The sequence below is a fragment of the Cellulophaga baltica 18 genome, assembly GCF_000468615.2.
GTDB classification, from domain to species: Bacteria; Bacteroidota; Bacteroidia; order Flavobacteriales; family Flavobacteriaceae; genus Cellulophaga; species Cellulophaga baltica.
Genome location: NZ_CP009976.1, coordinates 3,398,967 through 3,425,711, shown reverse-complemented (window position 1 = coordinate 3,425,711; position 26,745 = coordinate 3,398,967). Strand labels below are relative to the sequence as shown.

Here is a 26,745-nt window from a genome sequence, read left to right as displayed (position 1 = left end):
TTTATTTGTTTTAAGCAATTTCAAGTTGTGAAAAAGCAACATAATAATCTTTAACTACTAAATTAATTTCTTCTAGTTTATGATCAAAAACAATTACTTCATCATTTTTGACCAACCATATTTCGTAAAAATCTTTTTTATCCTTTCCAAATTCAAATTCTTCACGAGATATAATAAAAGTATCTTTTGAAAAAGTTTTGACCTCAACATATATATATTTATTCCCTTTGTCTGGACTATATCTTAAATCATAATGCAGACCTTCGTCTTCCTTCGCTTTATTATGCACAAACTCTTTGGTATATTTTTTACATAAATGATTATATACCTTTTCCTCAGATGTTTTACCTATTTCAGATTTAGTTTTATCCGAACTTTCATTTGGATTAAATAACCTTTTTCGGTTTTTGTAACCAGACCAACTTTTAGTTTTAAAAGAACCTACTCTACTTTCTTTCAAAGCCCCATTTCCATTACTAGGTTTACCTATATTGGTCAGTGGCACAAATTTCTTTTTATTAACTGTTGAAATTTCTTTTTTAAAAGTTTCAATTTCTAATTCAAAATACAACAAGCTTTCTATTTTTTTAGAACTCTCAACTATTTCAAACTCTTCTGTTGATAAGAGTAATTTATTTTTCTCATATATATCATCAATATCTTTAAAGTCTTTAAATTCAATTAAAGTTACTTCACCAAACTCTTTTTTTATGAACAAATTAAAGTTCTCATCTAGAGATAATGAAAACTCAAATCTATTATCTAATGCAATTGATTTAACATAAACATCTAACCTAACTTCAAAATCATGTAACCTTTGAAGAAAGTTTTCTTGAAGTTTTTTAATATTAGAAGAACTATGCAGAGATTGTTTAAAAGTGTTAAATTTATTTATAAAAAAAGAGGTTAGTTTTTTTAGATGAAAATCATATAAGTCTAAACTATTAATGCTATAAGAATTAAATTCTATAATTGAAATCTCCAGTTTTGAAAACAAAGACATTAAATAAGGAAGATTACTTTCGTTATTTATCAAGGTATAATCTGATAAATGTGATTCTAACGATAAATCTAAATCTTTATTTATTTCACTTATATTTACATAACTCTCTTCGTCAAAACTCAACTCTAGACCTTTTACCCTATAAATAGTTGTCCAAAATGCTATCGTAGAATTAGAAAAACCCAAAATAGTTAATGTTTCATCTAGCAAATCTTCACCAAAATTAACTTTAGTAATGTGTTTTACATCTTCTAAATCTGTTGACAACAATGCTCTAAAATCACTCTTATGACCAGAAACATCAAATAAATGGGATAGAATATCTGCAATAGTATCTTTAAAACTTGAGTGTTTTTTAATTCCCTCTAAATTATCTTCTTTTGGTAGTTTTAGATAATATCCAGAATCTTCTAAAAATATAAATTCATAATTATCTAGTGTAAATAATTTATTGTCAACCTTAGTTACAACTTCACTACATACATTAACAACCAATTGCTGTAATTTTGACGCGTCTTTTCTTTTGGTTGTTTCATTATCTAAAGCATTTATTCTGTGAATAAGAATAAATGGGTAAAGTTCAACTAAATAATCATGTAGTAATTTAGAAACTAAATCATCTTTATCAAAATCATCTAATTCAATTTCAATCTCAGATAAATCATTTATCCCAAAAAACTGAATGGCTTTTTTACCTCCAGACCTTTTAGGAAAATTAAATACAGGAAACTCAGCTCTCAATTTATTAGGTAATTTTACCTTATCGCTATAATAAATTTGATCTTGATTAAATAGTTTTAGTCCTTCGTGGTCTTTTGCAAAAAGTTTAAGATTCTTAGTTAAAGGCTCTTCATTTTCTTCAAAATGTAAGTAGGCACGTCTGTAATAAGCAGATGTATTTCTACCATTTTCGTAAACGGTATTAATCTTTTCTAGAATTTCTTGAATACGATCAATTGATAACTCATTGAAATCGGAACAAGCCCCTAATTGTCTTAAAACAACATCTACATCTTTTCTTCTAATGTCATATTTCTTTAATAAGATACTAGAATAATCAATTTCTATATCATTGATAGACTTAAAAGTATTATCCATCAAATGATTGCGAAAATTGTAAAAATCTTTTTGAATTAATTCTGCTAAATAACTTTTTATGTGAGATTTACTGTAATTGGTATGATATTTAAATTTAACTACTTCTCCGTGTTTCTTCTCTAGCTGATTTAAATTATCATACAACTTAGAATCTTTAATTACCCAAAGAATAAATTGTTCGGCACTCAAATTTTCTAAAAAGGTGTCTCTTTCTTCAAAGTCTAAAACTTGTACATTGGTATTTGTTGGTGCATAACCTACAACTCTTCTAACATAACTATGGTTTATATTGGTAATTGTACTATGTTGATATTTTACGAACTTGTTAACACCTAACCAACTTAAAAATTTCTGAACATCATTTACATTTTTATTTTCTAAACCAAGTGATTCGATATTATTGACTTGATTTCTTTTTTGATGTTTCTCACCGAAAATGTCCAAACAAATTTGTCCAATAGGATAATCATCAGAAAAATATAAATCTGATGCTTTTACTATCTCATTAGTATTATCTAATAAAGGAACATCTAATACACCTATTGAAGTATAATTTGTACTTGGATCATAATTATTAAAAAGGGCTGAAATCATCTTTTTAATTGTATCTATTTTCTTCTCTGGCTCCTTAACAAAATGACTATGTGTATTGTTTACTATTTTTCTAGACAGTGGAATAAACTCATAGGAATGAACATTTGCAATACTCTTTAATTGACCTTGCAAAGCGCGTGCTTTATCCTTTCTTGAATCTTCTTTAATGGTAAAAACATTGATTAAGTTGTCAAAAAGATTTGGATGCAGCACTTCAATTAAACAAAAATCTGGTATTTCTAAGTCATTATTTAAATGTGTAAAAATTTCATTCTTTTTATCAATTACTTTTGATTTTTCGTTAAGTAAAACATTGAATGAATCTGAAATTCCTTCCAAGGTATTTCTTTTAACAAGATATTTAATTAGTTGAGTTCTAACATTGATATCTGTAATTGTCATACTCCAATCATCAATTGCTTTAACAAAATTTGAATATCCTGTGTATCTAGGCTTGAAAACCTCAAAGTTGATTCCTGAAAAAACTGGTTTAATATGCTTAGAAAAAATAGAACCTGCATTTGCCAGTTGTATTAAATTTGCAAAATCTTCATCCAAATAGACAACTTCATTTTGAGCGTAATAACAAGCACTTGCGCAAGGAATTATTTTTTCTTCATATAATACTTTATCTAATTCTTTATAAAAGCCTAATTCTTGTAAATTTTCGTTCTCTGTATTGTATTGCAATAATTTAAACGCTAACCAATCTACTTTATCTTCTGTTTTGAATAATGCCATTTTACACATTAACTCAGTTAACTTTTCGACTACAAATTTATTTTTATCAGAATTTTCTAAATGCTTTCTATTCTGGTCTAAATCAAAGGTAGCATGAATGATATAAGGAAAGTAAAGGTTAATATTAGTTGCGAAAAAAGAATAGAGTTTATAAAAGCTTTTGGTTTTGTTTCTCGGTACTGCAATGCGAATCTGGTAATTTTCAGTAATCCCTTGATGATTTTGATATTTTTCAGGTAATACACCTTCATCTTGATAAACATCCCAAACCTCTACATCATTTGTAATTTTCTGAATGCTTCCTTTAACTAAGTTTTCAAATTCTCTGTCAATATGAATATCTGTTTTAAAATCAAAACCTATAAATTTTATACTTTTGATATAATGTAGAAACAAAATGGTTTCTGAGGTAATAGCTTTTATTTGATTATCTATATCCTTTAAAAAATCACTTTTATAGTTTAGCTCAATAACTGTTGCATATTCGTTATACTTATCTGTTTCAACTATTTCTGGAACAGATAGAACTGGTATTGGATAAATTGTACTTTTTAAATTATAAGTTCTTCTTATTTCATTTTTAGTTGTATCGTCAAAAGATTCATCGAAAGCCTTTTCTTTGTTGTCGTTAGAGTATGTAACCTTAAATCTATTACTATAAATGGATACTTTATTAGACCAATTTAAGATAGACCTAAACCCTAATCCTTTATTACCAATAAATTGGGTTTTGTCTATTTTAGAGGATAAGTTACTTGTTGCTAAAGATCTATAACCTGCTTTTGAAAATGGTATGCCTTTATTTGCTATTAAAAGTCTATTATTTTCTCTATCGACTTCAATAACAACGCTTTCCGATTTTTGGTCATCGCAGTTTTGTAAAAGTTCTAATATTTGCCTTCCATTATAACCACTAGTTGTAGCAGCTTCCCTGTTATAAGCTGCAACCATTTCATGGTAATCTTTTTTGTACAGGTCAATTTTATCCTTTTTAAGTTGTAAAACAAATTCTTTCATATATCTCTATCCCCAAATATTAGCAGTCTGCGAATTATATACATTCACTTTACAATCAAACTTACCTTGAATACTTTTAACATACTCAAGATCACTTTCTGAATAGACTCCTATGTAAATACTAAATAGTTTGTCTCTAGATTGTGCACCTCTTTTAGAAGCTTTGTTTACAGCATCTATAATATGATAATCATATTCACCAAAATTGAAACCAAATGAAATAAGTGAACCAGTTATACTACTAAGCGTATCGTAACAATGTATTAAATACCTATTATGATAAATGTGTTTTAATTTTTCTGTTCCATCACCAGCAGTAACAAAGATTGGATATTCCTTTTTATCCATTCTCTCTTTTATATTTTCTAATAAATATTGGCGGTCTCGATAAACTTCTTTTTCAATTTCTGTTCCTGTATCAAATATTGGTAAAGTGCCATGTACATGAAAAACTTTTTGTTCGTCTTTGTATTTCCCCCAATACAAGTCTCCGTATTCGGCATCTTCTTGACCTCTTCGAGTTGCTACTGGATTTAAATGTTCTCTTCCAAATCCATCATTTGCTTGTTTTGATTCATTTCGCATTAAAACCCAATACAATAACAAATCATAATTTGTAGAAAATACTTTGCCTTCTTTTTCTAAATACTCATTTAAAAAACTAAAACAGGCTTTACTTTTATCTTCTGAAACTTCAAAAACATGTTCTGGATGCAATGAACTAACAGCATCAATTAAACTTTTTTGTAAAAGTTGATTTGCATTTGTAAGCGCTTTGATTAGCTTTCCATCATCATCAAAAGCTTTAGCCATTTAAATAAAATTATCTAACTGACGCATTACTAATTCAAAGTTCTTTGTATTTATAACTTCAAATAATTTAGATAAGGTTGGGTCTTTCAACTTTTCTATAAAATCATATAGCGCATTGTATGAAAATATTTTATGGTCATATGCCATACTAAATCCATTACCCATGATAAGGTGCTTCTTGCGTCCTTTTCTTTTTAAGTCATCAACTACGTCCTGATATGATTTTAAATCTTCAAATTTCAAATCTTTAGATATATTTCCTTCTGCCATATTATTTTATTTTTAACACACCCTAACCTTACCAGTTACCACACTATTTATCAAACTACTCTTATACTCTTTTAACTTCTCTATTTCTTGCTGTTTTAAGCCAATAGCAGTTTCTATTTTTTGTGAAGCAGTTTCTATATAGTCTGAAATTTCCTTTTGTTCTGAAAGTGGTGGAATTGGAAACCTGAAGTTATTGAAATTATCAGCAGGAAATCTCCATCTACCTAACATTGAAACACCTTGTCCATGTGCATAAAATATCTTATGTCTATAACCTAATTGAAGTAATAACAGAATATAATACTTATCACAGCTATTATGAATCAAATTAAAAACTCTATAATCAGGACTTATTACTCCCTCGTATTTAGAGATATCCACATAGCCAGTTAGTAAATCCATATGATTCATTGCAAAATCACCTTTATTAACAATCTGATATTTTGAATAATCCATTGATAGCTGTCCTCCACCACTTTCAACATCTTTAACTTTTATTCCTTTTTGAGTTATTGAAAGCACCTCATGACCTAGTTCACCAGCTATTCTTTTTAAAATTTTAAAAACGTACTTTAGTCGCTTCACCTCCCAATGCTCAGGAATTGCACCAATCCACTCCACACCAGAATCTTTTAAAGTAACGCTATCATCTAAACCACGTGTTACGGCTTTGTGTATAAGTATTTGTTTGCGTTCTTTAAGTAAGCTTATTTGTTGCTCTTTAATAGCAATAGCATCGTCTATTTTGGTGGTTTTATCGTCTAGAAATTGTGCTATTTTGGTTTGTTCTGAAAGTGGTGGAATTATAGCTCTAAAATTCAAGATTTTAGTTTCAGATATTGTGTAAATCGTGCTTCCTATTTTTTCAGTTTCTAATTGATGCTGAAAAACTCTAGATAATAGTTGATAATAAAAAAAATCTTTATTAATCTTGACGTTTTTCAATATCAAAATTTGTGGGTTTATTGTTGCCTTCTCTTTTAACTCTCTTACATAAGCAATTTTTCCAACTGATGCAGTTTTTACAATTAATAAATCTCCTTCTTCAACGATTATTTCAGGTGATTCATAATATTTTTGCCAAGACAAATAACTAACTTTATCCCAAATCATATTATTTTCCCCCATATTGGATGGACTTATTGTCACAGCTCCTTCATCTTTACTAACCAAATCATTCACTGTATATCCTCTAAAACCAATTCTTCCGTGAACAGTTAAAAAAGATTTAAGTTTTTGTAAATTCCAATTTAAAGGAATTTCACCCAACCATTCCACACCAGACTCTTTATAACTTTCGTAACGTTGTGTTTTATTTTCTACTACCATTACACCAAGTTTAAAATTTCAGCAATTAAACCATCGCTTAGTTTTTCTAAGTCTACAATATCCTTCGTTACGGCTTCTATATTACGCAATGGTGTATGCTTGTAAAAGTATTTATTAAAGCTAATTTCGTAACCTATTTTAGTGGCATCTAGGTTAATCCAAGCTTCATTAACGTGTGGTTTAACTTCGCGTAAAAAGTAGCTGTGTATGTTGTCTTTAAGTGGTACGTTTTCGGTATCGCGTAGGTCGCTTTCGGTTTCGTAGGTGATGTATTCCCCTTTTTTGCTAGTGGCATAATACCCAAAGTCTGCTAAGTCATTTTCTTCGCAATCTAAATATTCTAAGAGTTTGCTTAGTTTATCGCCAGCTAGTTTTTCTACTTTTTTAATTACTTTTTCAGCATCTGCATTATACCAACTTACGGCGTTTAAAATGGCTTTTTTATCGCTTGCAGAAATACTTAGTTTTTGCTTTTTAATCTCGGCATCTACTAACTTTTTAAAGTCGTTAAAATTGGTGTACTCAGCTTCACCAATGGCTTTTAACAACACCGTTCCTGTTTTTACTAGGTTTAGGTGCTTTTGCCAGGTGGCAGGCTTGGTTAACTTTGTTTTATTGGCAGACGATAAGTTGAGTTCGTTTTTCTCACACCACTCTAAAATATCTTTTCCATGTTTTACGGTATTCGTATAAATACTTTCTCCAAAGGTTTCAAAGGCATATTGCATTGGTTCTTGTAAGACTCTGTCGTAACGTAAAGATTCAATACGCTCTACTGTAAATTGTGCTTTTAGACGTTTTGGTCTTTCAATAGTGGCTTTATAGTACCCAAAATCTGTATTATCAAATACCTGAGCAGAGATACCTTGCTCGCCTTCGCGTTCTGCAACGCTCATGTTGGTATAGGTGTTTACAATTTTAGTAATGTGTTTTGGCGAGAACCTGCAGTTTTTGTTTCCTAAGTTTTTACGCAGTTTACGGTACAGTTGTCCTGCATCAATCAATTGTACTTTGCCTTTACGCTTGGCAGTTTTGTTGTTACTTAAAATCCAGATATAGGTCGTAATTCCTGTGTTATAAAACAAGTTATTGGGTAATTGCACAATGGCTTCTAGCCAATCGTTTTCTATAATATGTCTACGGATGTTGCTTTCGCCACCGCCAGCATCTCCTGTAAATAGACTACTACCATTATGTACCGAAGCAATACGTGTTCCTGTTTTGCTTTGGGATAAGGATTTCATTTTATCTACCATTTCCATTAAAAACAGTAATTGTCCGTCTGACGAACGTGGAATAGCATCTGCTTCTTCCTCGACATTCCAATAGTTTTTTAAGCTGATCTGAAAACGTGGATCAATAACATCTTTACCATCCTTGATCTATTTTTGCTCACTTGCCCAAGATTTTCCGTAAGGCGGATTAGATAACATAAAATCGAAAGACTTGCCTGCAAACTCGTCGGTAGATAAGGTAGAACCCACTCTGATATTTTCAGGGTTGTTTCCTTTAATCATCATATCACTCTTACAAATGGCATAGGTTTCGTCGTTTATTTCTTTTCCGTATAAATACACATCACCTGTTGCACGAATTTCACCTTCTTCGTCTTTAATAAAGTTTTGACTTTCGGTTAACATCCCTCCAGAACCACAAGCAGGATCATAGATTGTCATTACTGGCGGTAAATTGTCTTTTATGGGATCGAAGATAATGTGCGTCATCAAATCAATCACTTCACGAGGTGTAAAGTGTTCCCCTGCTTCTTCGTTGTTTTCTTCGTTGAATTTTCTGATTAGTTCTTCAAATACATACCCCATTCCTAAATTAGAAAGCGCTGGTAATTTTCTCCCTTCTGGATCTTCTTTTTCAAAAGGTGTTAAATTAATGTATGAGGATGTGAATTTTTCTAACACATCTAATAACACATCTTTGGTTGCCATGTGATGCACTTGACTACGAAGTTTGAATTTCTCGATGATCTCCTTTACATTCGGACTGAAACCGTTTAGGTAATCTTCAAAATTGGCTTGTAGTATTTGTTGGCTATTGGTAGCTGTATCTTTTAGTTTTTGAAGTGTCCAGGTGCTTACGTTGTAAAATACATAACCTGAAGCTTCACGCAGTCCTGTTTCATCCCATTCTGTAAAACCAGCTTCGTCACGTTGAAACGCTAATTCTTCTAAAACGGCGTCTTTTGTTGGTTCTAAAAGCGCGTCTAAACGACGTAATACTATCATTGGTAAAATAACGTCACGGTATTTTCCGCGCACGTAAACGTCTCGCAAACAATCGTCTGCAATAGACCAAATAAAAGATACTAATTTATTGTGGGATGATTTGTTCATTGGTTTAGTTTGTTTTCTTGTATTATGCTCTAAAGATATCTATTTACTATAAAAATCCTACAAGTAAATAATAGCAAATATCATAAACTATCACGACGTAGTTCTGCGGTTTCCCGCAGAATGGCAAATAATTTATAAATAATGAAAAAATTGAGTGTGATATCACCCTGATTTAAAAAGTATTTTAAAATAGAAGTAGCCCAGATTCTAAATTTCGTCCCTCGTTTAGAATTTACGCGATACCCTACTGAAAGAATGGCATCTAATTTATAATATTCAACATTATAGATTTTGCCATCTGCGGCAGTTGTTGCATATTTTGCAACAACTGAATTTTCAAGAAGCTCTTCAGTTTTAAATATATTTCTTAAGTTTCAATATATCAATTATTTATCCCTGTCAAACAAATTTGATATTTGATTTAAGCTCAACCAAATAGTATCATTTCGTAGTGTAACTTCAAGCTTTAAATCTTCCGAGTCCTTATAGCTAATAATTTTACTCATAATGCATACTTTAATGCAGTCCCAGGAGTTGTTCTTATACTTGCAGTATTTTTTTTAATACTCTGTACAAGTTCAATACACAAGTTTGTAGAAATAAAAGGACGTTTTTCAATATCTTCTAATCCATTCCACAAAGCTGGTTTATAGCTAATTACTTCTTTTATGGCAGGGTTTTCAAATTTTTTGTCTGCTACTCTCTTTTCTCCATTTTTAGCGTACAATAAATGATTACGTTCCAAGAACCACACACAAAAATGAAGGCAGCTATACGTTTGTTATCCTCTGTAGATTACGCCTAGATTACAATGCTTTTTTTTATATTTTTTTTCCATCTATAGCAGTTGTCGCATATTTTGCAACAACTGAAATTTTAAGAAGCTCTTCAGTTTTAAATATATTTCTTAAGTGTCCAGATATTAATGCTTTATCCCTGTCGAACAAATTTGATATTTGATTTAAGCTTAACCAAATAGTATCATTCCGTAGTGTAACTTCAAGCTTTAAATCTTCCGTATCCTTATAGCTAATAATTTTACTCATAATGCATAATTTAACCTATTCATGGTAATTATACTATAAAAAGAATACAAGATAGTATAGCCTTGAACCAAATGATCTTTTAAGGTTTGAGTTGCCCATATTCTAAATTGTGTTCCTCTTTGTGATTTAACTCTATAACCAATTGAAATAATGATCTCTAAATTATAGACTATTTGTTTACGTTTTACTTTTCTCTTCCCTTCCGATTGAACTATTAAGGATTCCTTAATAGTTGCCTTTTCTATTTGCTCTCCTTCATTAAATACGTTTTTTAAGTGCATATTAATATTAGGAATAGTTGTTTGAAAAAGTTCAGAAAGCTGTTTTTGCGTCAGCCAAACAGTATCATCCTACAAAGATACCTGTAGTTGGCTTTTGCCATCATCAGACTGATAAATTAATATTTCTTTTGACTCTTCCATTTGATATTTTACGTGGTAGGCGCAAAATTTGCACCTACCACTTTCAATTGAACTACCGAGTATTTCTCGATAGTTGCTATATACTTCAATTACGCAACGTAACCGTTGTATTCGTTCCTATATTCTTTAACTATACTACTATTAGTACGACTAACATCGGAAGTATTAATCGCTATCTATTGTTCTTTTTTAAATTGGTTGATTACCAAGCGCATCACCAATCTTTCTACATATCTCTCGTTTTCTAATAACTTAGCGTTTTGCAAAATCTCTTTATCTACTGCTGTTTTTAATCCTTTTAAGGCTTCAAACAATTTGCGTTCGCTATCGGTTAACGTGTCTTTTTCCATTAATCGCTTATGAACTCGTGCATACTTCGCATCGTAATCATATTTCGCATTTAATAATTGATTTTCGAGGGGAATTCTATCAATATTTAAAGATCTCAATTTACAACACATACAGTATCATTACTTATAATCAAATATCATAAAAAGAAATCATCGAATACTGTGGTAAACTGCAGTGTGGTGTTATTTTTATAAGTATCGTTGAAATTAGCCGCAAAACTATTTTGGCAAAAGATCTTTATTTAGATTTAGTTACCAGCACTGCCAAATGAAATAGGGTTTTGGCTCCGTAAACTTTCTTTATTGCTTTGATTCTTTTTTCCACAGAAGATACAGAACTAGGCGCTATCCCTTTTTCTATAAAATGGTTTGAGATCTCTGGAGTTCTATATCCTTTTGATAATAGTTGTATTATTTTTCTGTCTACACGTTCCATAGTTCTAGCTGTTTACGGTACAAATTAATACTATATTTTGAGATTATACTTTAAATCAGGCATTTACTAGTATGTAAGTACGTTTTTATAGGATTCTTATAATCGGGCTTAGTAGTAAAACCTAATTCATATTAAAGTAATACGATGAAATATGAGGTAACTTAATAATATAACGCAAACAACGATTGAAACTCAAAATTAGAATGACTTCGTAAGAATTTTGCGAAGCTCAAACCCTTACCAACTAAATTCATCCTACATATACATAAATTATCACACTGATTACCAATTAGTTATGCGAGTAAATTAAAAAAAACAGCTTTTTTCTGTTATGTCTACCTCTAGTTTTACGTTATTAAAGTATAATGAATAAAACCGATTTTAGACGTACTGTATTTTCATTATCTGAACGCTTGTTTCCGATGGTTTCACGAATGCTTGGAAGTAGCGCAAATGCTGAAGATGCCATCCAGGATATCATGATGAAACTTTGGGAAAAACGAAAGCGTATCGCCGACCACCCTAACATTCAAGGTTTGGTGTTTTCCACAGCGCGCAATCATTGTATTGATATACTTAGAAAGAAAACCTTTACGAGTCAGGATGCTTCCTTTCAATTAGAGATTCTGACATCAGAAAATGATAGCGAAGAACTAGAGCGGAAAGAGCTAACAGTAATTATAAAAAAAATTGTTGCTAGTTTACCGGAGCAACAAAGAGAAGTGATACTGATGAGAGACTTAGATGGTTATGAGTTTACCGAAATAGCCTCCGCTATGCAACTTAAAATAGAACATGTAAGGGTTTTGTTATCGCGAGCTAGAAAGGTAGTAAGTGTACAATTGGAAAAAACGTATGATTATGGAAGAGAATAAAGCGGAAAGAATAATCAAAAAATATAAGGAAGGACAAAGTACGCTGTCTGAAGAACAATTTTTGTTTGACAATACTGAAAATTTAAACCCTTCTATGAAGGCATGGTCCACTTTTGTAAAAAACAACAAAACAACAACCCCCAAAGATTTTAATGAGCACTTATGGGCATCTTTTAAAACTAAAAGAAACAGAAAGCGCAAGCTACTTATTGGAGCCCTATCTGTAGCAGCATCTGTTAGCGTACTAATCGCGCTGTTTTTAACCCATCCGGCACCAGACGAATTAAACTATTCTGAAAAAGAAGCTTTGTTGAACATAGCTCGAGAGATGGTAAACCAAACCGATCTCGCTGAAATTGAAGAGCGCGTTATTTATGAGAATGATATTGTAATTATTTACACGACAAAAGAAAAATAAATTAACTAATAATTAAACACTTAAAATTATGAGAAAACTAATTCTAACAGCTTGTGTCCTATTATGTTCTATCTCATTCGTAACAGCACAAGAAATTAAAATAGAAAAAAAGGATGATCAACCTAAGGAAAAGCTGCATGTAAAGGTGAAAGAAGGTGCTGAACCAGCTATTTATGTAGACGGAAAAAAGTTTGAGTTCAGTATGGACTTAATAGATAATGAGATGATTGCTTCCGTTGCTGTTGTAAAAGGTGATAAAGCATTAAAAGAATATAATGCCCCTAATGGAGTTATCCTCATTACCACCCATAAAAAGAAGGAAGCAAACCAATATAAGGAAGGAATTAATTTTAAAAATGAAGAACCTGTAATTCTTATCAACGGTAAGGTTGCTACTAAAGAAATGCTTGATAAATTATCGCCTGACGCTATTGAAAAGATAGAAATATTTAAAGATGAAAAGGCCATAGAAAAATACGGTGCCCCAAATGGTGCTATCATTGTGACCACAAAGAAGGGAAAGAAATAATTAGGGTGCTGTATCGCATTAACGGAACACATCTACAAAAAAATAGCTTAGGTCATGAACCTGAGCTATTTTTTTTGCATTAAGTGCTGAAAAAAAGTAGCGGTGTTGGAGAGATAAGTTTTACATTTAAAAAAGACTATGTGCTTATAAAAAGGATAACTATTTTGATTGGATTTTATACAGAAATGATACGTCAAAATTTCAAAATTTGGTTTGTGTTTCCATCTTAAAAGCTTACACCTCCTCCCTAGCCTGAATTTCTTATCCTAACTGTTTTAGGAATTTTCACTTTACTTTTTGGATTTCATTTTATTTTAAATCCTGTAACTATTCCAGCTTCTTCCGCTGCATAATCAATTTCTTGTTGCTGTGTAGTTCTCAAGAAGTACCCCTTACTTAAGGAACTTTTATAAGCGTTATGTTTTAATCGTTCTGCAATTAAAAAATTTTCCCAAAGGTTGCCTTTATCTTGACGAACTTCTAAAGGTTTTAGATTACCAATAATCGTATTTCTCACTCCTGTATCGTAGAAAAATTTTTTCTGATCGGTTTTTATCTCGTTTCTCAAGTTTTTATTAAAACTTGGTAATTTGAAAATAACATAAGCTTGGTACAGTAAATCAATATAATTAGACACTGTTTTCTTATCTATACCCAGCAATTATGCTAATTCATTATAGCTTACCTCACTACCAATTTGGAATGCTAAGGCACGTAATAATTTTTCTAAAATTTCAGGTTTACAAATACCTCCATAACTCAATAAAGCGCTTACTAATCTGTTCTTCTAAATCTCGCTTAATCATACACAGGGATTGTAATCCTCAAATACACTGTTTTTCAAGGATTATGTTCCCGTATCTTAGTTTTATTGGTTGTGGATTTTGTTCAAAATTTATAAAATTAGTGTTAACGTACCCATGAGCTTACGTCTCAAAGCAATTTAGTTTACGTACAAGTAGAAGGTAGGAGTAATTGACAATAAGTGCAGCGAGCAGTTATCTAATTGTAGAGCAGTAGAGGGTAAATTTTTTTATGTTATAAAACATTAGTGTAGATAATAATGTTATTTTTAATGGAAAATTATAAGGTACAGAATGGCTTGGATTACATTACAAGATCAAAATAAATTTAAACCAATACTATTAAAGAAAATTATAAGGCTTAATCCAAATAGTATTAACTATACTATTGAAGCTGTTAAACCGAATAAAAAATTAGAAATCCAAGAAGCAAATGATTTGTTTTTTGTAGTAAACGTAAATGATTTTTCAGTCTTAAAAACATTTTTTTTAATATGGTTTTTTTTAACATTGATGATCTATTTAATCACTTTCGATTTGTATGTAACACTATTCACTTTACCGCTTTTGGTTTTTGTAGTATGGGAAGTAGCCTTTAATTATTTAAACCCTGTTCAAGAAATTGTATTAGATCGTTTAAACGGAACAATTACTTATCCCAAGCGGTTTTTTTATAAAACACCTCATACTGTTCTTTTTTCTGAGGTTCAGTTTTTTGAGAAATTAGATAGATTTGAGAGCATGGATGGTGATAGGGACCGGTCGCAGTTTTTATATTTGAAACATCCAAGCAATAAGAAAAAGTTAAATTTGGCTACTATAAATATTTACAATCGTAAAAATGACCCTTTTGGTAGTCGATTAAATGAAGTGATGTCTTTTTATATTTGGTATATGGATAAAAACAGGCCTTTACCTCCAGGTACAGCTTTTGATCCTTACCGGAAAAATGATTTTGATAGAAGGCGTGATGAAGGTTTTTTAGCTCCTTTATATCCTAGTAGTATTAAAACCAACGAAGCAAATAGTTATCAAACAAAAGTTAAGTCAGATTATATTAAAAAAATAAATCTTAATTAAAAAACCTCTTAAATATCACGATTACGAGGTTCTTTAAAGAGCAATTTAAATAAACAGTCGAGATATTTATTGAAGAATTTTAACCATATAACTCCTAGTATTTTAGATTGAAATCTAAGTGATTAGGAAAGGATGCTTATAGTAGATTCCAGTTATTTAATAAGTTTTTAAAAAAATAATTTTCTTCATATCCGAGTATTCTCGACGCTTCTTAATGCAAGGTTTTGTCTATATTAATCATAGCAATCAGATCTCTTAGAATATCGCAAAGTTCGTAGTACGGAGGAGTAATCTTGGTTGTAATTTTTTTTTACCTTTTATACTTTGGTTTCTCTAGTGTAATCGGATTTGGATTAAGTAATACCAATTTTGTGGCTAATTCCATAAATTTTCATGTAGTATGATTTGTCATTGTAAAATGAATTGTAGCACTAAGCTATATTTAATTCAGAAATTAAAAGGATACTATTTCAATGCTTTAATGTTCTAAACGTACAACTGAAAAATTACCTTTTTTCTTTAAGCATTTCAGATAATTGAGGTACGCTTATAATATTTTCTATTTCGCCATTTTTTACCACAAATAGATCTTCACAAAGAAATTCTAAATCTTCATTTTCTTGTAGTACAATCGCGCCATGCATACTTAAAAAATCGCCATAATCTTCATCAGAAATATTTTTTGAACACACAAAGATTAACCCTTTTCTAGGAATAGAGACAAGTAATTCATCTGCACCTAACTTCTTATGAGCTTCTTGCAGGTGTTTTTTACTTAGTATTTTTTCAGAAGAAAATTGAGATATAGTACAAGATAGCACCTGAAAATTTAGCTTACTATCTAAATAATTCCAATCAATAAAAGGGATTTCAAGAGCATCTAAATTTATTTCACCAGTAAATCTTAGCTTTTTATAATCCTCTTCATTTTTATTTGAAGTCCGCACTTGATAAAGTGCGGGTCCACCATCTTCTACCTCCTTTTCATCAACCATAACATGACCAATTACAATCGGAGCAAAAAGGCCTTCCCTATCATGCATAATAGCAACAAGTTCATTTAACAAATCAAACGATTTTGTTTTTTGTGATAGTAAGGTAGGATATATTTTTCTATGGTCAATATCAGATACGTCAACGATGCTTTCTTTTCTTTTTGTTTGAGAAGAATTAGCTCTTGGTCTTACATTCACAAGTTCTTTGGGGCCTAAACCAAGTAATTTTCTAAAAAAATTCATACTCTATTTTTATATTAAAGCGTTATAATTCATTCTTAACGTATGTTCTAAGTATGAATGTGACTTCTCTTTTTAAGAGAAATAAACTCTTTAAGAGGCTACTTCATCCTTTAAAATCTACTGTTTAATAATCTTTTTCAAAAACAGCAGTTACCGTTTTGGTTCTCGTCATAACAACATTTGCCATAAGCCTATTCCAAGATACATTTCCCGTCCAATGAGAAAACTTATACCCCACAGCCGGACGCGTAACCCAGCACACTACCTGACCACTTTGAAAAGAGTTCTGATCTGTTTCTTCATTCGCAATTAGTTTTAAGACAGTTCCATTCGTTGCTGTTATAGTAAGTGCAAAATCATCAAAAACACCACTGGAAACAGTATTGAAATTGGTATTCGGAAACACACTGTTGGATAAAATGGATAAGAATAGAATAAAAGCTATTTTTTTCATCGGGATGTCGTATTTCAAAAGTTGGTTATGTAGCATGAATGTCTTGGTCTAGAAACTGATTTTTTCCACTAAGATGTTGTGTCTTACGTTCTATCAAGGTTCTTACGCTATAACCTTTTAAATTTATTTTTAGTATCGATGAACAGTGAAATAATGAGAACTTTTTAAATTATAGTTTACATACCAGAACTAAGCGACTCTTAATCTTGAAACGATAAAGTAGTGCAAGAATAAACAACACAAATACTTATGGTATTTTCTAAATTGATACGCTGTCATTTCTTGTAATTTCTGGATTGATTCGTCCTTTAATCTAAAAGTTTTACCAAACAGCACTAGCAATAAATGACGAATGCGCTATACTAATTGCAAAATTACACTATGTAAGAAAAATTCCTTAATTTTGGAAATTATCCACTTAAATGGATTATATCCATATGAAAATTAATCATTCATTTTAATATTAAAGGAATGCATATAACGGAAGAACTTAATCAGGGACAATTAAAAGCGGTTACCTATGAGGGCCAACACCTACTGGTACTTGCCGGAGCAGGTACCGGAAAAACACGTACCATTATTGCACGTGCCGCGCACCTTATTGCGTCTGGAGTTGATCCTTCAAAAATACAAATTCTAACCTTCACTAAAAAGGCTGCTAATGAAATAGTAGAACGGGTAAAGGCTAGTTTACCACAATCTAATAGTCAGGCTATTAACGGTGCTACATTTCACTCTTGGTGTAATCAATTAATATTAAAATATCCTAATTTATTTGGTGCTGCTGCCTTTACAGTCATTGATCCAGACGATCAGTTAGGAATTATGAAAATGATGTCTGGCACTCATGCCGACACTTATGGGAAATTGCGGATAAAACCGCAGCAACTTTTAGATATCTACTCGTATGCTAGAAATACAAAGAAGAACTTAACGGAATCTATACGCATTCTTCTTTTTAAAAGTAGGACGGATAAGGATACGGATTATGAGATTGCTGCGATGAAACCCCATGTGGAAGTTCTTTTGCGCGCCTATCAGCAAAAGAAAATGGAACAACGCTATTTAGATTATGATGATCTCCTATTGGTGGTCGCTACACAATTAAAAACAAATGCTGATGCTCGGGAGCTACTAGCTCAAAATTTGGAATACCTGCTTGTTGATGAAATGCAAGATACCAATCCGCTACAATGGGAACTACTATCGCCTTTCGTAGAAATCTGCAAACTATTCTGTGTTGGAGATGACGCGCAATCTATTTATTCTTTTCGAGGAGCTGATTTTAAAAATGTGCATCAATTTAAAGATCGCGTAAAAAATTCTGAAGTCTATAAATTAGAAAAGAACTACAGGTCTACGCAAGAAATTTTAGATCTCTCTAATTGGTTGTTAGACCACGCTACTATAGACTATAACAAACGCTTAGCAGCAGTGCGTGGTAGCGGCGAAATACCCATTATTGTTAATGTAAATGATGAGTGGCAGGAAGCGAATTGGATTGCGGATGAAATTTTGAAGAATTATACGAACGAAGATCGTAGCTTTTCAGACCACTTGATATTATCACGATCACAGTATTACACCAAATCCTTACAAGCTGTTTTTATAAGAAGAAAAATACCGTATGTCACCTATGGAGGCCGGAAATTTTTGCAGGCTGCTCATATAAAAGATTTAGTGTCTTTACTACGGATTGTAAACAACCCCTATGATGAAATAGCATGGGTTCGGTTTCTAACCTTTTGGGAAGGTATCGGTGAAGTTAGAGCTTCACGGATTATGGCTGCGATTATTGCAGACGAAGGAAAAACGGATATCTCCACCTTATTGGCTGCGAATATTTCGGGATCTGACGGCCAAAGAATATCTGAACTATATCAGGCCGTTACTCAAGAAAAAGGAAAGGTGGGTAAAATGGTAGAAATCTCCTATGAAGCTATGTCTCTAGGTTTAGCATTTAAATACCGAAAAGATTGGACCGAAAAGCGTAAGGCTGATTTTCCTGTGCTTAAATTATTGGCCGAAAGCTACTCTAGTTTAGGGGAGTTTATAGGAGAAGGCCTTTTAGATAATGCCGAAAAAATGAATGGTGCTAATGTATTGACGGAGTCTAAATTAAGAACAGACGAGCAAAAAGATCATGTGATTATTTCTACCATTCACTCTGCAAAAGGTTTAGAGGCAGATGTGTGTATTGTGCTGAATGTATCTCCAAAATCTTTTCCATCTGCTTATTCTCTTGACGATATTGATGCCATAGAGGAAGATCGTCGGGTGTTGTATGTAGCGCTTACGCGTGCAAAAAACAGATTGATCATTACCAGAAACACCGCATCTATTTCAGCAGTTCATGCAAGATCTACCCCTACACAGGATGGAAAAAATACGGATGATGCGGAAACCTATTTTTTAACTGGCCTACCGGAAGCACTGGTGAAACAGGAGACTGTTGGGCATCAATTTAATAGCGTCAAAGATGCGCCCCAACCTAATACCATTGACTTATCGTCTGGGATGGACTTTAATTAATGCCCTAGCTTATGTCTAATAAAAACTACGCGGTTATTTCTATGATTAATTATGGCCGCAAACCTATCTATTTCAGATCCGTAGGTATCGTCATTCATAAATTTATTGATAGAGATTGGAGGTGTGTACTTTCTACGTCTATTAACCCTGAAGAGCGTATCCCCTTATACCTCCAAGAAGCAACAGGACTAACAGATGAAGCATTGTTAAATGCACCAAGCTTTTCAGAAGTTGCCGATACCCTTCTGAGGGAACTCCAAGGGTGTATTTTAGTAGGGCATAATGTTTCATTTTTGCAGTACCATTTGAAAACCCAGTTTCGGCATATAGGCTATGCTTTTGAGATGCCTCAAATATGTACCGTGAGACTCTCTAAGAAATTGATTCCGAATATGACATCCTATGAATTACCTTATCTGTCTAGTGTTTTAGGGATTCCGTATGATGCAGCAGCTTCTTTAGAAGAGTCTAATGAAGCTACGAGTGCACTTTTTCAGAGGTTATTAGCCTTAGATGAAAATGAAGAAATAATAACAGCACTACTTCAGCCTAATAAGCCAAAATTAAAATACCGGATTCCTAAGCATATCACCGAGGTACAATTGGATCGGTTGCCTAAGACTCCGGGAATTTATAAGTTTCAAAATAAGGATAAAGAAGTCATCTATGTAGGAAAGGCTAAAGACATAAAAAAGAGAGTTTTAAGTCACTTTACGTCTACAACCGAAAAAGAACTGCTGTTATGTACTGCTACTTATTTTATAGATTTTGAGCCTATGGGGAGTGAGTTACTAGCCCTGTTGCGAGAAGCAGATTTAATAGCCAAGTTAGACCCGTATTATAACTATATTCAGAAGAAAAAACATATTACTTACATGATTGTTCCCATCCGAAATAAGAAGGGAATTCTCCAATTAAAAGTAGAGAGAAGACCATTTCAACATACCCCTACAGAAATTTTCTTAAAACGATCTTTAGCTATTGAGCGACTTTCCCAGCTTACTGAAAAATTTGAATTGTGCCCCAGCTATACCGGTGTGCAAAGTGTAAAAACAAAATGTAGCACCGTGATTTTTAGTAGTTGTAAAGGCATCTGTAGGGAAGAAGAAGCTCTTGAAGCATACAATGACCGAGTAGCACAGGCACTAGATCATCTAAACAATGAGAATGAAAATTTCGTAGTATTTGAAAAAGGCCGGAACAGCCAGGAACAAGGTGTTGTTTTGGTATTACACGGAGTGTACCAAGGCTTTGGGTTTGTAGACAAAAATGAATTGATACAAGGAACTTCTGACCTATTGCATGTCATTGATGCTAAAGAACACTCATACCATTCTGCTAAAATTATTTCAGCGTATAGAAAACGTAATCCGTATAAAATTAAACCTTTAGACTCCGAAAAACAGACTAATTGAAATTACCTATAGATTGTTGAATGCATTAAATATTTAGCGAATTAGCGCAACAAAAGAGGCCGGATAATTGGAACTTTAGGGTTGAACAAATACAATTATCTTTAAACTTAAGGCTTATGATTGTTAGGCACCATACCGATGGATGGAAAATTATTTCGCATTACACGCACGCGTTATTGGCGGGCAAATTTGCCTATCAATTAAAACAAGAATTGCGGTATTCTCATTGGGTAGAAACGCTAACGGCCATCACCGATCATGACGATCATATGGTAGATTTTGATGCGACCAATTACTTGACTAACGTAGGGACGCCTAGAGATTTTATGATGGATGGTGGTTACGAGAGAGATGCTATTAAACACGCCAAAAAGTTATACGCGGCATCTGAGCAAAAATCTGGGTGGATTGCTTTACTAATCGCTCGGCATTTACAATTTCTGTATGGAAATGATACCAACAAAGAAATGAAACAGTTCTTGGCAGATAGCGCTGAAAAAAGTAAAACACTGCGAAAACTATATGGCATCCATAAAAAAACTGAAGATGATTTGTATAGCATTCTGCTTTTTTGTGATAGGCTATCACTCATAATTTGTGGAGAAGAGGTTCCTGAAACGGGACGAAAATTGGAGATCAACACGTCAATAAATAACAAAACTTACAGCATCAACCGGAATGCAGATGGCACCTTCCAAGTGACTCCTTGGATTTTTGAAGATGACAGCTTTGAGCTTGATTTTGAGTATAAAATTCTGAATCAAGTAAATTTTAAATCTAACCAGGAACTAAAAGAAGTTTTGGAATCATCAGCTGTAAAACTACAGAAAATAAGGTTTAAAAATTCAAATTAACAAGCACACTTGAAGCGATACGCAATTTGATTCAGGAATAATAATCGGACTAAAAAAAAGCATAAAAAAAGCTCCCAATTTAGGAGCTTTCTTTGTTTCTGACTTGTATTACATGACATCTTCTAAAGATTTAATTTTTTCTAAATCTTCTTTAATCCATGTTATTTGCTGTCTAATAAGCGTCGCGATGGCTACGGGTAAATGCACATCTGATAATACTTCATTATATTCTTCAATGGCAGCTTTGTCTCCCCTAATGGCTTCTTCAAGCATAGCTTCATCATCATCACTAGAGAATGCCGCTTTAATATCCATCCAAGTGCGGTGCAAGGCACCAGTAACGCTACCATCTATATCTTCTCTTAAATTAAGAGCAGGTGCCGCAGATTTTAAACTGATGAGGAAATTTTTTCTTTCCAATGCTTTATTGCTAAAATAGCTTTGAAGTCCAATTCCCTTTGCATTTTCTGCTGCTTTTTCATAGCCCATTATAGCATCCTCATTTTTTTGGATTATCGAATTAATTTTAGTTTCGATCTCTTTTATATCTGAATTCATAATTTTTAATTTAAGTGGTACTTTCTATAGTACCGTTATTGATAACCTAAAGATACCCGCTGTGGAAACAAAAAATTATTTCAATCAAAAGCGATATTAACGTAAAAGAGTTGCGTTGGTATTAGTGCTTGTACGATGAATGTTTGGCTATTCATTTTGAAGCGTCTATTTCTTCAAACTTTCAAACGTTGGAGTATCTGAAGCTCTGGGGTCTTGTTTAAATGCTAATTTTTTGGTCCAAATGGCCGCTATACTACAGTGTCCAAATTCTTCGGTTACTTTTCCATAGCATGCATACACGCCCATACCGTGAATAGGGTATTTATCTACCACATTGGCAAAATGTACCACATCAAAATAATCGCCCTCTTGATCTACAAAAGTACTCAGACGCATATTTTTATTGTTTTTAGTGGTATTAAAACGAGTGTTGACAAGAATGCCATAGAGCAGTAGTTCTTTATGCTGGTGGTACTGCATATCCTTAGCTTTGGAGTCACTTAAAATTTCTTCTGAAATCAAATCAAAATAACTATACAACGGAAAACCCAAGAGTTCTATTTGGTCATAGGCTTCTTCTACCCAACTATGCTCTAATTTAGGAAGCTCAAACTGTTTGTGTTTTGGTTTGAATAATGACGGATTCCCAGAGCGTTTCTTGAGGGCATTGATTTTAAAGATGCCTTGCCAATGCAGTTCATTTTTTGCAAGTCCTGTAAATTTAAAAGCTCCTATTCTTATTAGGATTGCCAATTGCTCAATGCTTATTACCACACGGTCTATAAAATCATCTAAAGATTTGAAAGTACCGTACAATTGCCGTTCTGTTAAGAACCGTTGTACTACCAAATTTTCTAGATTTTTTAAATAACCAAAACCCAAATAAATAGCGACTCCCCTAATGGTATTATGATGATCACTTAGATTAATACAAGGCGCATGTATCTGAGCCCCCCACATCCGTGCTTCGTGAATATAATGTTCTGTACTATAAAAACCACCGCCATTATTTAGTACCGCCACCATAAATTCTAAAGGATAGTAGCATTTTAAATACATGCTCTGGTAACTCTCAACAGCATAAGACGCAGAATGCCCTTTAGCGAAGGCGTAACCTGCAAAACTGGCAATTTGATCCCATACCTCCGTAGTTAATGCATCAGGATAGCCTTTTGCCTTACAATTACTCCTAAATTTCTCTTCTACGCGGGTAAATTCTGCTCTAGATCTAAACTTACCACTCATGCCACGGCGTAACACATCTGCTTCTCCTAAATCTAAACCCGCAAACTGATTGGCGACTTTTAATACATCTTCTTGATAGACCATAATACCATAGGTTTCGGGCATAATTTGCGCTAGAATGGCGTTGGCCTCTTTTCTGCGCTCTGGCTCCCGATGTCTGCGGATGTATTCATTTTTCATTCCAGAACTAGATACTCCAGGGCGAATAACAGAACTGGCAGCCACCAAACCTAAATAATCATTGACTTTTAGCTTACACATTAAACCACGCATGGCAGGAGATTCTACATAATAGGCGCCAATAGCTTTTCCTCTGCTTAATAAGTTATTGATATTAGCATCGTTTTTAAATGTTTCTATTTGGGTGATATCTATCTCAGGCACATCAGACCTATTCTCTTTGATAATCTCCATAGCCTCTTTAATTTTGGCTAAACCACGTTGTCCTAGAATATCAAACTTAAAAATACCCGCATCTTCTGCTATAATCATATCAAACTGTACCGTTGGAAATCCTTTGGGGGGCAAATCTGTAGCGGAATAATAATGAATAGGCTGGTCTAGTATTAGAATTCCGGCGGAATGCACACTTAAATAATTGGGAAAGTCTTTTATCAGTGCACTATATTTTAAGACCAGTTTTGCCATATCATCCAAATCATTATTAGAAAAATGACCTTTACAGAGCTTGTCTATTTCTTCTTTTGGAAGGCCGAATACTTTTCCTAATTCCCGAACTACCGCTCTATATTTAAAAGTATTATAGGTGGCTAATAAAGCGGTATTTTTAAACCGACGGAAGATATAGGCAGTGACATCTTCCCGATCTTTCCAACTAAAATCGATATCAAAATCTGGTGGAGAAACTCGGTATGGGTTGATGAAGCGTTCAAAATACAAATCCAATTCAATAGGGTCTACATCTGTAATTCCTATAATATAAGCGACAATACTATTGGCACCACTACCCCGCCCCACATGCAAATAGCCTTTAGAATTGGCATACTTAACAATATCATGATTGATTAGAAAGTAAGACACAAAATCCATTTTCTTAATGGTCTCCAACTCCACCGCCAGACGCTTACTTACGGCATCGGTACGGGTAGGATATCGTTTAGGTAAGCCATCTTCACAGAGTTGTTGCAAGAGGTTAAAATCTTCTTCTTTTGAGCTGCCAAATACCTGTTGGTTTTGAGAGACCCTATTTTCTCCGAATCCAAAGTTTACCTCGCATTGGGCCATTAAATTCTTAGTATTCACTACCAAATGCGGAAACTCTTGAAAGGCTTCTAAAAGTTTATCATTGGGGAGCATTTGTTCAGACAAACGCCCCTCTTCTGTTTGCTGTAGTTTACTTAATAAGGTGTTGTTGGCAATAGCACGTAGCAAACGGTGTGCATTAAAATCGCGCTTATTGCGGAAGGTAACCGGTTGTTGGATGACTAATTTATCGGTGTAGGATTTGTATTTTGAAAAAGGTAACCGCCTTAAATTTTCTACAGAAATACCGATGTATTCATGTGCTTCAAAATCTACCTTCTCTAACTGTAACACATTTTCAAAAGGATAAATAATATATGCATGTTCAAATTTTGGGGCTATGGCAGGTAGTTTGATACTTTTATGGGAGTGAAGAGACATAAACTCATTGAGTTCTCTAAACCCTTCATTATTTTTAGCAATACCCACATATAGCTGCTCTGCACCATTTCTAAAATCGATTCCAATAATAGGTTTAATACCAAATTCCTTAGATTTTCTAACAAAATTCATACAGGCAGAGGTATTATTAATATCAGTTAAAGCTAGTGTAGGGATATGATTTGCCTGCCCCATCCTCAAAAGTTCTACTTCTGAAAAGGTGCCAAATCGTAAGGAGTAGTATGAATGGCAATTGAGGTACATATTATTGTTTTCGGTGGGCTAATACGATAGGGGGTTCTCCGCTAAATGGATTGTGAAACCTACCAATAGTTTTTGCTCCCATAGAAGTAGCGCGCATAATGCTTTTTTCTCCATACTTCTTCCGGATATGATCCATAGCATTGTATAAACTGAGCATCTCTTCGGTATCATCAAAAAGATTAATCTGATAATTTCCCGTAACAATATCACTAAACTTTACGCCTACCAAGCGAATTAATAACCGACGCTCATAAAGGCGCTCAAACAATTCAACTATTTTAGGAATTAAAATATGATCTGCACTGGTATAGGGTATTTTAATTTGTTTGGAATAGGTCTGAAAATCTGAGTACCGTACTCTCACCGCAATACAAGCGGTTAACTTATCTGCCCTTCGCAATTGATACGCCAAATTCTCTGCCATAGCAGTAATTGTGGTCCGTAATTGTACCATATTGGTGGTATCTTTTGTAAAGGTACGTTCTGTTGAAATAGATTTACGCTCGTGAAACGGAATTAGCGGAGGCCTATCAATACCATTGGCACGTCTCCAAATGGTTTGCCCATGTTTCCCCAAGGCACTCACCATCATTTCTAAAGGCATTTCTTGAACAATATGTACTTTGGTAATACCTAAGTTGCGAAGTGTCTGATAGGTTTTTGTTCCTACCGATGGTATTTTCTGAATAGACAAAGGCGCCAGAAATTGTTTCTCTAGGCCTGTATCTACCCGCATTTGATTATTGGGTTTTGCTTCACCCGTAGCGACTTTTGATACTATTTTATTAGAAGACAATCCAAATGAAATAGGTAATCCCGTTTCTTTGATAATGGTATTTCTTAATTCTGTAGCAAACTTATAGGTACCAAAAAACTGATCCATTCCTGTTAAATCAGCATAGAACTCATCAATACTCGCTTTTTCAAAAACAGGCACACGTTCTTTTATAATCTCTGTTACTAATTGGGAGTGTTTGGTGTAGGTACTAGAATCTCCTTTAATAACCGTTGCTTCAGGACACAACTGCCTAGCCAATTTCATTGACATTCCTGAATGCACACCAAATTTCCTGGTTTCATAACTACAAGCAGCCACTACCCCACGGTCTCCAATACCCCCAACGAGTAAGGGTCGCTTAAGTAGTTTGGAGTCGGTTAAGCGCTCACAAGACACAAAAAACGTGTCTAAATCTAAATGTAGTATTGATTCTGTTTTCATTAGGATAAATTCCATTATTATGGAATATTTCCAAAATTAAATATTTTTCACATGCCAAGAGGAAGTTTAACACTATTGTTATTAACAAGGCAACTTGTAGTACATTTAAAGCGGAGCGCGTGCAGCGCAGTAACCGATAGACATAAAATA

23 protein-coding genes and 1 pseudogene are annotated in these 26,745 nt (G+C 33.2%); 7 read left to right on the top strand and 17 right to left on the bottom strand.

All coding sequences use genetic code 11. The features are described 5' to 3' along the window. Positions 1-10: 10 nt before the first annotated feature. The 11 genes and pseudogenes from M666_RS14705 to M666_RS14660 all read right to left on the bottom strand — a co-directional run bounded on the left by M666_RS14705 (position 11) and on the right by M666_RS14660 (position 11,467). A complete protein-coding gene (locus M666_RS14705; RefSeq protein ID WP_029446475.1) occupies positions 11-4,453 on the bottom strand; it encodes a protein NO VEIN domain-containing protein in 4,443 nt (1,480 codons plus the stop codon). 6 nt (positions 4,454-4,459) lie between these two features. Next, entirely contained in the window at positions 4,460-5,266 is an 807-nt protein-coding gene (locus M666_RS14700) for a DUF4917 family protein (protein ID WP_394331746.1), read from the bottom strand. Continuing rightward, the gene (locus tag M666_RS20910) at positions 5,267-5,536 is read right to left on the bottom strand and encodes a hypothetical protein (protein ID WP_394331745.1); all 270 of its coding nucleotides are present in this window, start codon (positions 5,534-5,536) and stop codon (positions 5,267-5,269) included. It abuts the gene before it with no gap. Positions 5,537-5,548: 12 nt separating this feature from the next. Then, a complete protein-coding gene (locus M666_RS14695; protein WP_029446474.1) occupies positions 5,549-6,865 on the bottom strand; it encodes a restriction endonuclease subunit S in 1,317 nt (438 codons plus the stop codon). Continuing rightward, positions 6,865-9,213 (bottom strand): annotated as a pseudogene (locus M666_RS14690) (type I restriction-modification system subunit M). Before M666_RS14690 ends, M666_RS14695 begins: the two are co-directional and overlap by 1 nt. Before the next feature lie 80 nt (positions 9,214-9,293). Next, the gene (gene rhuM / locus M666_RS20905) at positions 9,294-9,575 is read right to left on the bottom strand and encodes a RhuM family protein (protein WP_226989971.1); all 282 of its coding nucleotides are present in this window, start codon (positions 9,573-9,575) and stop codon (positions 9,294-9,296) included. A gap of 140 nt (positions 9,576-9,715) precedes the next feature. Further along, positions 9,716-9,958 (bottom strand): hypothetical protein, encoded by a 243-nt coding sequence (locus M666_RS14680; protein ID WP_029446473.1) that lies wholly within the window; start codon positions 9,956-9,958, stop codon positions 9,716-9,718. 76 nt (positions 9,959-10,034) lie between these two features. Then, entirely contained in the window at positions 10,035-10,259 is a 225-nt protein-coding gene (locus M666_RS14675; protein ID WP_029446472.1) for a virulence RhuM family protein, read from the bottom strand. Then, positions 10,256-10,540: a RhuM family protein gene (gene rhuM / locus M666_RS20025; RefSeq protein ID WP_052206659.1), complete on the bottom strand. Its 285-nt coding sequence runs from the start codon at positions 10,538-10,540 to the stop codon at positions 10,256-10,258. The genes M666_RS14675 and rhuM (M666_RS20025) overlap by 4 nt, the downstream gene beginning before the upstream one ends. A gap of 317 nt (positions 10,541-10,857) precedes the next feature. Further along, positions 10,858-11,142: a hypothetical protein gene (locus M666_RS14665; RefSeq protein WP_029446471.1), complete on the bottom strand. Its 285-nt coding sequence runs from the start codon at positions 11,140-11,142 to the stop codon at positions 10,858-10,860. A 127-nt stretch (positions 11,143-11,269) separates the two neighbouring features. Further along, positions 11,270-11,467, bottom strand: a complete 198-nt coding sequence (locus M666_RS14660) for a hypothetical protein (RefSeq protein WP_025615118.1) — start codon at positions 11,465-11,467, stop codon at positions 11,270-11,272. A gap of 365 nt (positions 11,468-11,832) precedes the next feature. Between M666_RS14660 and M666_RS14655 the strand changes: the two genes are divergently transcribed. Genes M666_RS14655 through M666_RS14645 form a run of 3 tightly spaced genes read left to right on the top strand, consistent with a single transcriptional unit; the run spans position 11,833 to position 13,289 of the window. After that, a complete protein-coding gene (locus M666_RS14655) occupies positions 11,833-12,342 on the top strand; it encodes a GFO_1088 family ECF-type sigma factor (protein WP_029446470.1) in 510 nt (169 codons plus the stop codon). Next, positions 12,329-12,760: a hypothetical protein gene (locus tag M666_RS14650; protein WP_029446469.1), complete on the top strand. Its 432-nt coding sequence runs from the start codon at positions 12,329-12,331 to the stop codon at positions 12,758-12,760. Before M666_RS14655 ends, M666_RS14650 begins: the two co-directional genes overlap by 14 nt. Positions 12,761-12,788: 28 nt before the next feature. Further along, a complete protein-coding gene (locus tag M666_RS14645) occupies positions 12,789-13,289 on the top strand; it encodes a hypothetical protein (protein WP_029446468.1) in 501 nt (166 codons plus the stop codon). Between the two features lie 304 nt (positions 13,290-13,593). On the opposite strand, the gene M666_RS14640 is transcribed toward M666_RS14645, so the two are convergent. Next, complete coding sequence (locus M666_RS14640) at positions 13,594-13,950, bottom strand: DUF4143 domain-containing protein (protein WP_029446467.1); 357 nt, start codon at positions 13,948-13,950, stop codon at positions 13,594-13,596. Between the two features lie 436 nt (positions 13,951-14,386). Between M666_RS14640 and M666_RS14635 the strand changes: the two genes are divergently transcribed. After that, on the top strand, positions 14,387-15,172 hold the full coding sequence (locus M666_RS14635) for a hypothetical protein (RefSeq protein ID WP_029446466.1): 786 nt from the start codon (positions 14,387-14,389) through the stop codon (positions 15,170-15,172). Between the two features lie 506 nt (positions 15,173-15,678). Here the strand turns inward: M666_RS14635 and M666_RS14630 are convergent. Continuing rightward, positions 15,679-16,410 (bottom strand): hypothetical protein, encoded by a 732-nt coding sequence (locus M666_RS14630; RefSeq protein ID WP_029446465.1) that lies wholly within the window; start codon positions 16,408-16,410, stop codon positions 15,679-15,681. Positions 16,411-16,534: 124 nt separating this feature from the next. Next, a complete protein-coding gene (locus tag M666_RS14625) occupies positions 16,535-16,864 on the bottom strand; it encodes an InlB B-repeat-containing protein (RefSeq protein ID WP_029446464.1) in 330 nt (109 codons plus the stop codon). 471 nt (positions 16,865-17,335) lie between these two features. On the opposite strand from M666_RS14625, the gene M666_RS14620 reads away from it, so the two are divergent. The 3 genes from M666_RS14620 (at position 17,336) to M666_RS14610 (ending at position 21,665) form a co-directional block, all read left to right on the top strand. Further along, complete coding sequence (locus M666_RS14620; RefSeq protein ID WP_029446463.1) at positions 17,336-19,396, top strand: ATP-dependent helicase; 2,061 nt, start codon at positions 17,336-17,338, stop codon at positions 19,394-19,396. A gap of 11 nt (positions 19,397-19,407) precedes the next feature. Continuing rightward, positions 19,408-20,811 carry an exonuclease domain-containing protein gene (locus M666_RS14615; RefSeq protein WP_029446462.1) on the top strand — a complete coding sequence of 468 codons (1,404 nt, stop codon included), beginning with the start codon at positions 19,408-19,410 and terminating at the stop codon, positions 20,809-20,811. 116 nt (positions 20,812-20,927) lie between these two features. After that, positions 20,928-21,665, top strand: a complete 738-nt coding sequence (locus tag M666_RS14610; protein WP_029446461.1) for a DUF3891 family protein — start codon at positions 20,928-20,930, stop codon at positions 21,663-21,665. 108 nt (positions 21,666-21,773) lie between these two features. Here M666_RS14610 and M666_RS14605 read toward each other — a convergent pair whose 3' ends face one another. The 3 genes from M666_RS14605 to dinB all read right to left on the bottom strand — a co-directional run bounded on the left by M666_RS14605 (position 21,774) and on the right by dinB (position 26,595). After that, complete coding sequence (locus M666_RS14605; RefSeq protein WP_029446460.1) at positions 21,774-22,223, bottom strand: ferritin-like domain-containing protein; 450 nt, start codon at positions 22,221-22,223, stop codon at positions 21,774-21,776. Between the two features lie 165 nt (positions 22,224-22,388). Further along, on the bottom strand, positions 22,389-25,376 hold the full coding sequence (locus M666_RS14600; RefSeq protein WP_029446459.1) for a DNA polymerase III subunit alpha: 2,988 nt from the start codon (positions 25,374-25,376) through the stop codon (positions 22,389-22,391). Position 25,377: 1 nt separating this feature from the next. Beyond that, a complete protein-coding gene (dinB, locus tag M666_RS14595; protein ID WP_029446458.1) occupies positions 25,378-26,595 on the bottom strand; it encodes a DNA polymerase IV in 1,218 nt (405 codons plus the stop codon). Between the last annotated feature and the right edge of the window lie 150 nt (positions 26,596-26,745).

Bases quoted from the DNA above. Each gene is read 5' to 3' on its own strand.
- M666_RS14705 (WP_029446475.1), bottom strand. From the start codon at position 4,453: ATGAAAGAATTTGTTTTACAACTTAAAAAGGATAAAATTGACCTGTAC.
- M666_RS14700 (WP_394331746.1), bottom strand. From the start codon at position 5,266: ATGGCTAAAGCTTTTGATGATGATGGAAAGCTAATCAAAGCGCTTACA.
- M666_RS20910 (WP_394331745.1), bottom strand. From the start codon at position 5,536: ATGGCAGAAGGAAATATATCTAAAGATTTGAAATTTGAAGATTTAAAA.
- M666_RS14695 (WP_029446474.1), bottom strand. From the start codon at position 6,865: ATGGTAGTAGAAAATAAAACACAACGTTACGAAAGTTATAAAGAGTCT.
- M666_RS14675 (WP_029446472.1), bottom strand. From the start codon at position 10,259: ATGAGTAAAATTATTAGCTATAAGGATACGGAAGATTTAAAGCTTGAA.
- rhuM (WP_052206659.1), bottom strand. From the start codon at position 10,540: ATGCACTTAAAAAACGTATTTAATGAAGGAGAGCAAATAGAAAAGGCA.
- M666_RS14665 (WP_029446471.1), bottom strand. From the start codon at position 11,142: ATGTGTTGTAAATTGAGATCTTTAAATATTGATAGAATTCCCCTCGAA.
- M666_RS14660 (WP_025615118.1), bottom strand. From the start codon at position 11,467: ATGGAACGTGTAGACAGAAAAATAATACAACTATTATCAAAAGGATAT.
- M666_RS14655 (WP_029446470.1), top strand. From the start codon at position 11,833: ATGAATAAAACCGATTTTAGACGTACTGTATTTTCATTATCTGAACGC.
- M666_RS14650 (WP_029446469.1), top strand. From the start codon at position 12,329: ATGGAAGAGAATAAAGCGGAAAGAATAATCAAAAAATATAAGGAAGGA.
- M666_RS14645 (WP_029446468.1), top strand. From the start codon at position 12,789: ATGAGAAAACTAATTCTAACAGCTTGTGTCCTATTATGTTCTATCTCA.
- M666_RS14635 (WP_029446466.1), top strand. From the start codon at position 14,387: ATGGCTTGGATTACATTACAAGATCAAAATAAATTTAAACCAATACTA.
- M666_RS14630 (WP_029446465.1), bottom strand. From the start codon at position 16,410: ATGAATTTTTTTAGAAAATTACTTGGTTTAGGCCCCAAAGAACTTGTG.
- M666_RS14625 (WP_029446464.1), bottom strand. From the start codon at position 16,864: ATGAAAAAAATAGCTTTTATTCTATTCTTATCCATTTTATCCAACAGT.
- M666_RS14620 (WP_029446463.1), top strand. From the start codon at position 17,336: ATGCATATAACGGAAGAACTTAATCAGGGACAATTAAAAGCGGTTACC.
- M666_RS14615 (WP_029446462.1), top strand. From the start codon at position 19,408: ATGTCTAATAAAAACTACGCGGTTATTTCTATGATTAATTATGGCCGC.
- M666_RS14610 (WP_029446461.1), top strand. From the start codon at position 20,928: ATGATTGTTAGGCACCATACCGATGGATGGAAAATTATTTCGCATTAC.
- M666_RS14605 (WP_029446460.1), bottom strand. From the start codon at position 22,223: ATGAATTCAGATATAAAAGAGATCGAAACTAAAATTAATTCGATAATC.
- M666_RS14600 (WP_029446459.1), bottom strand. From the start codon at position 25,376: ATGTACCTCAATTGCCATTCATACTACTCCTTACGATTTGGCACCTTT.
- dinB (WP_029446458.1), bottom strand. From the start codon at position 26,595: ATGAAAACAGAATCAATACTACATTTAGATTTAGACACGTTTTTTGTG.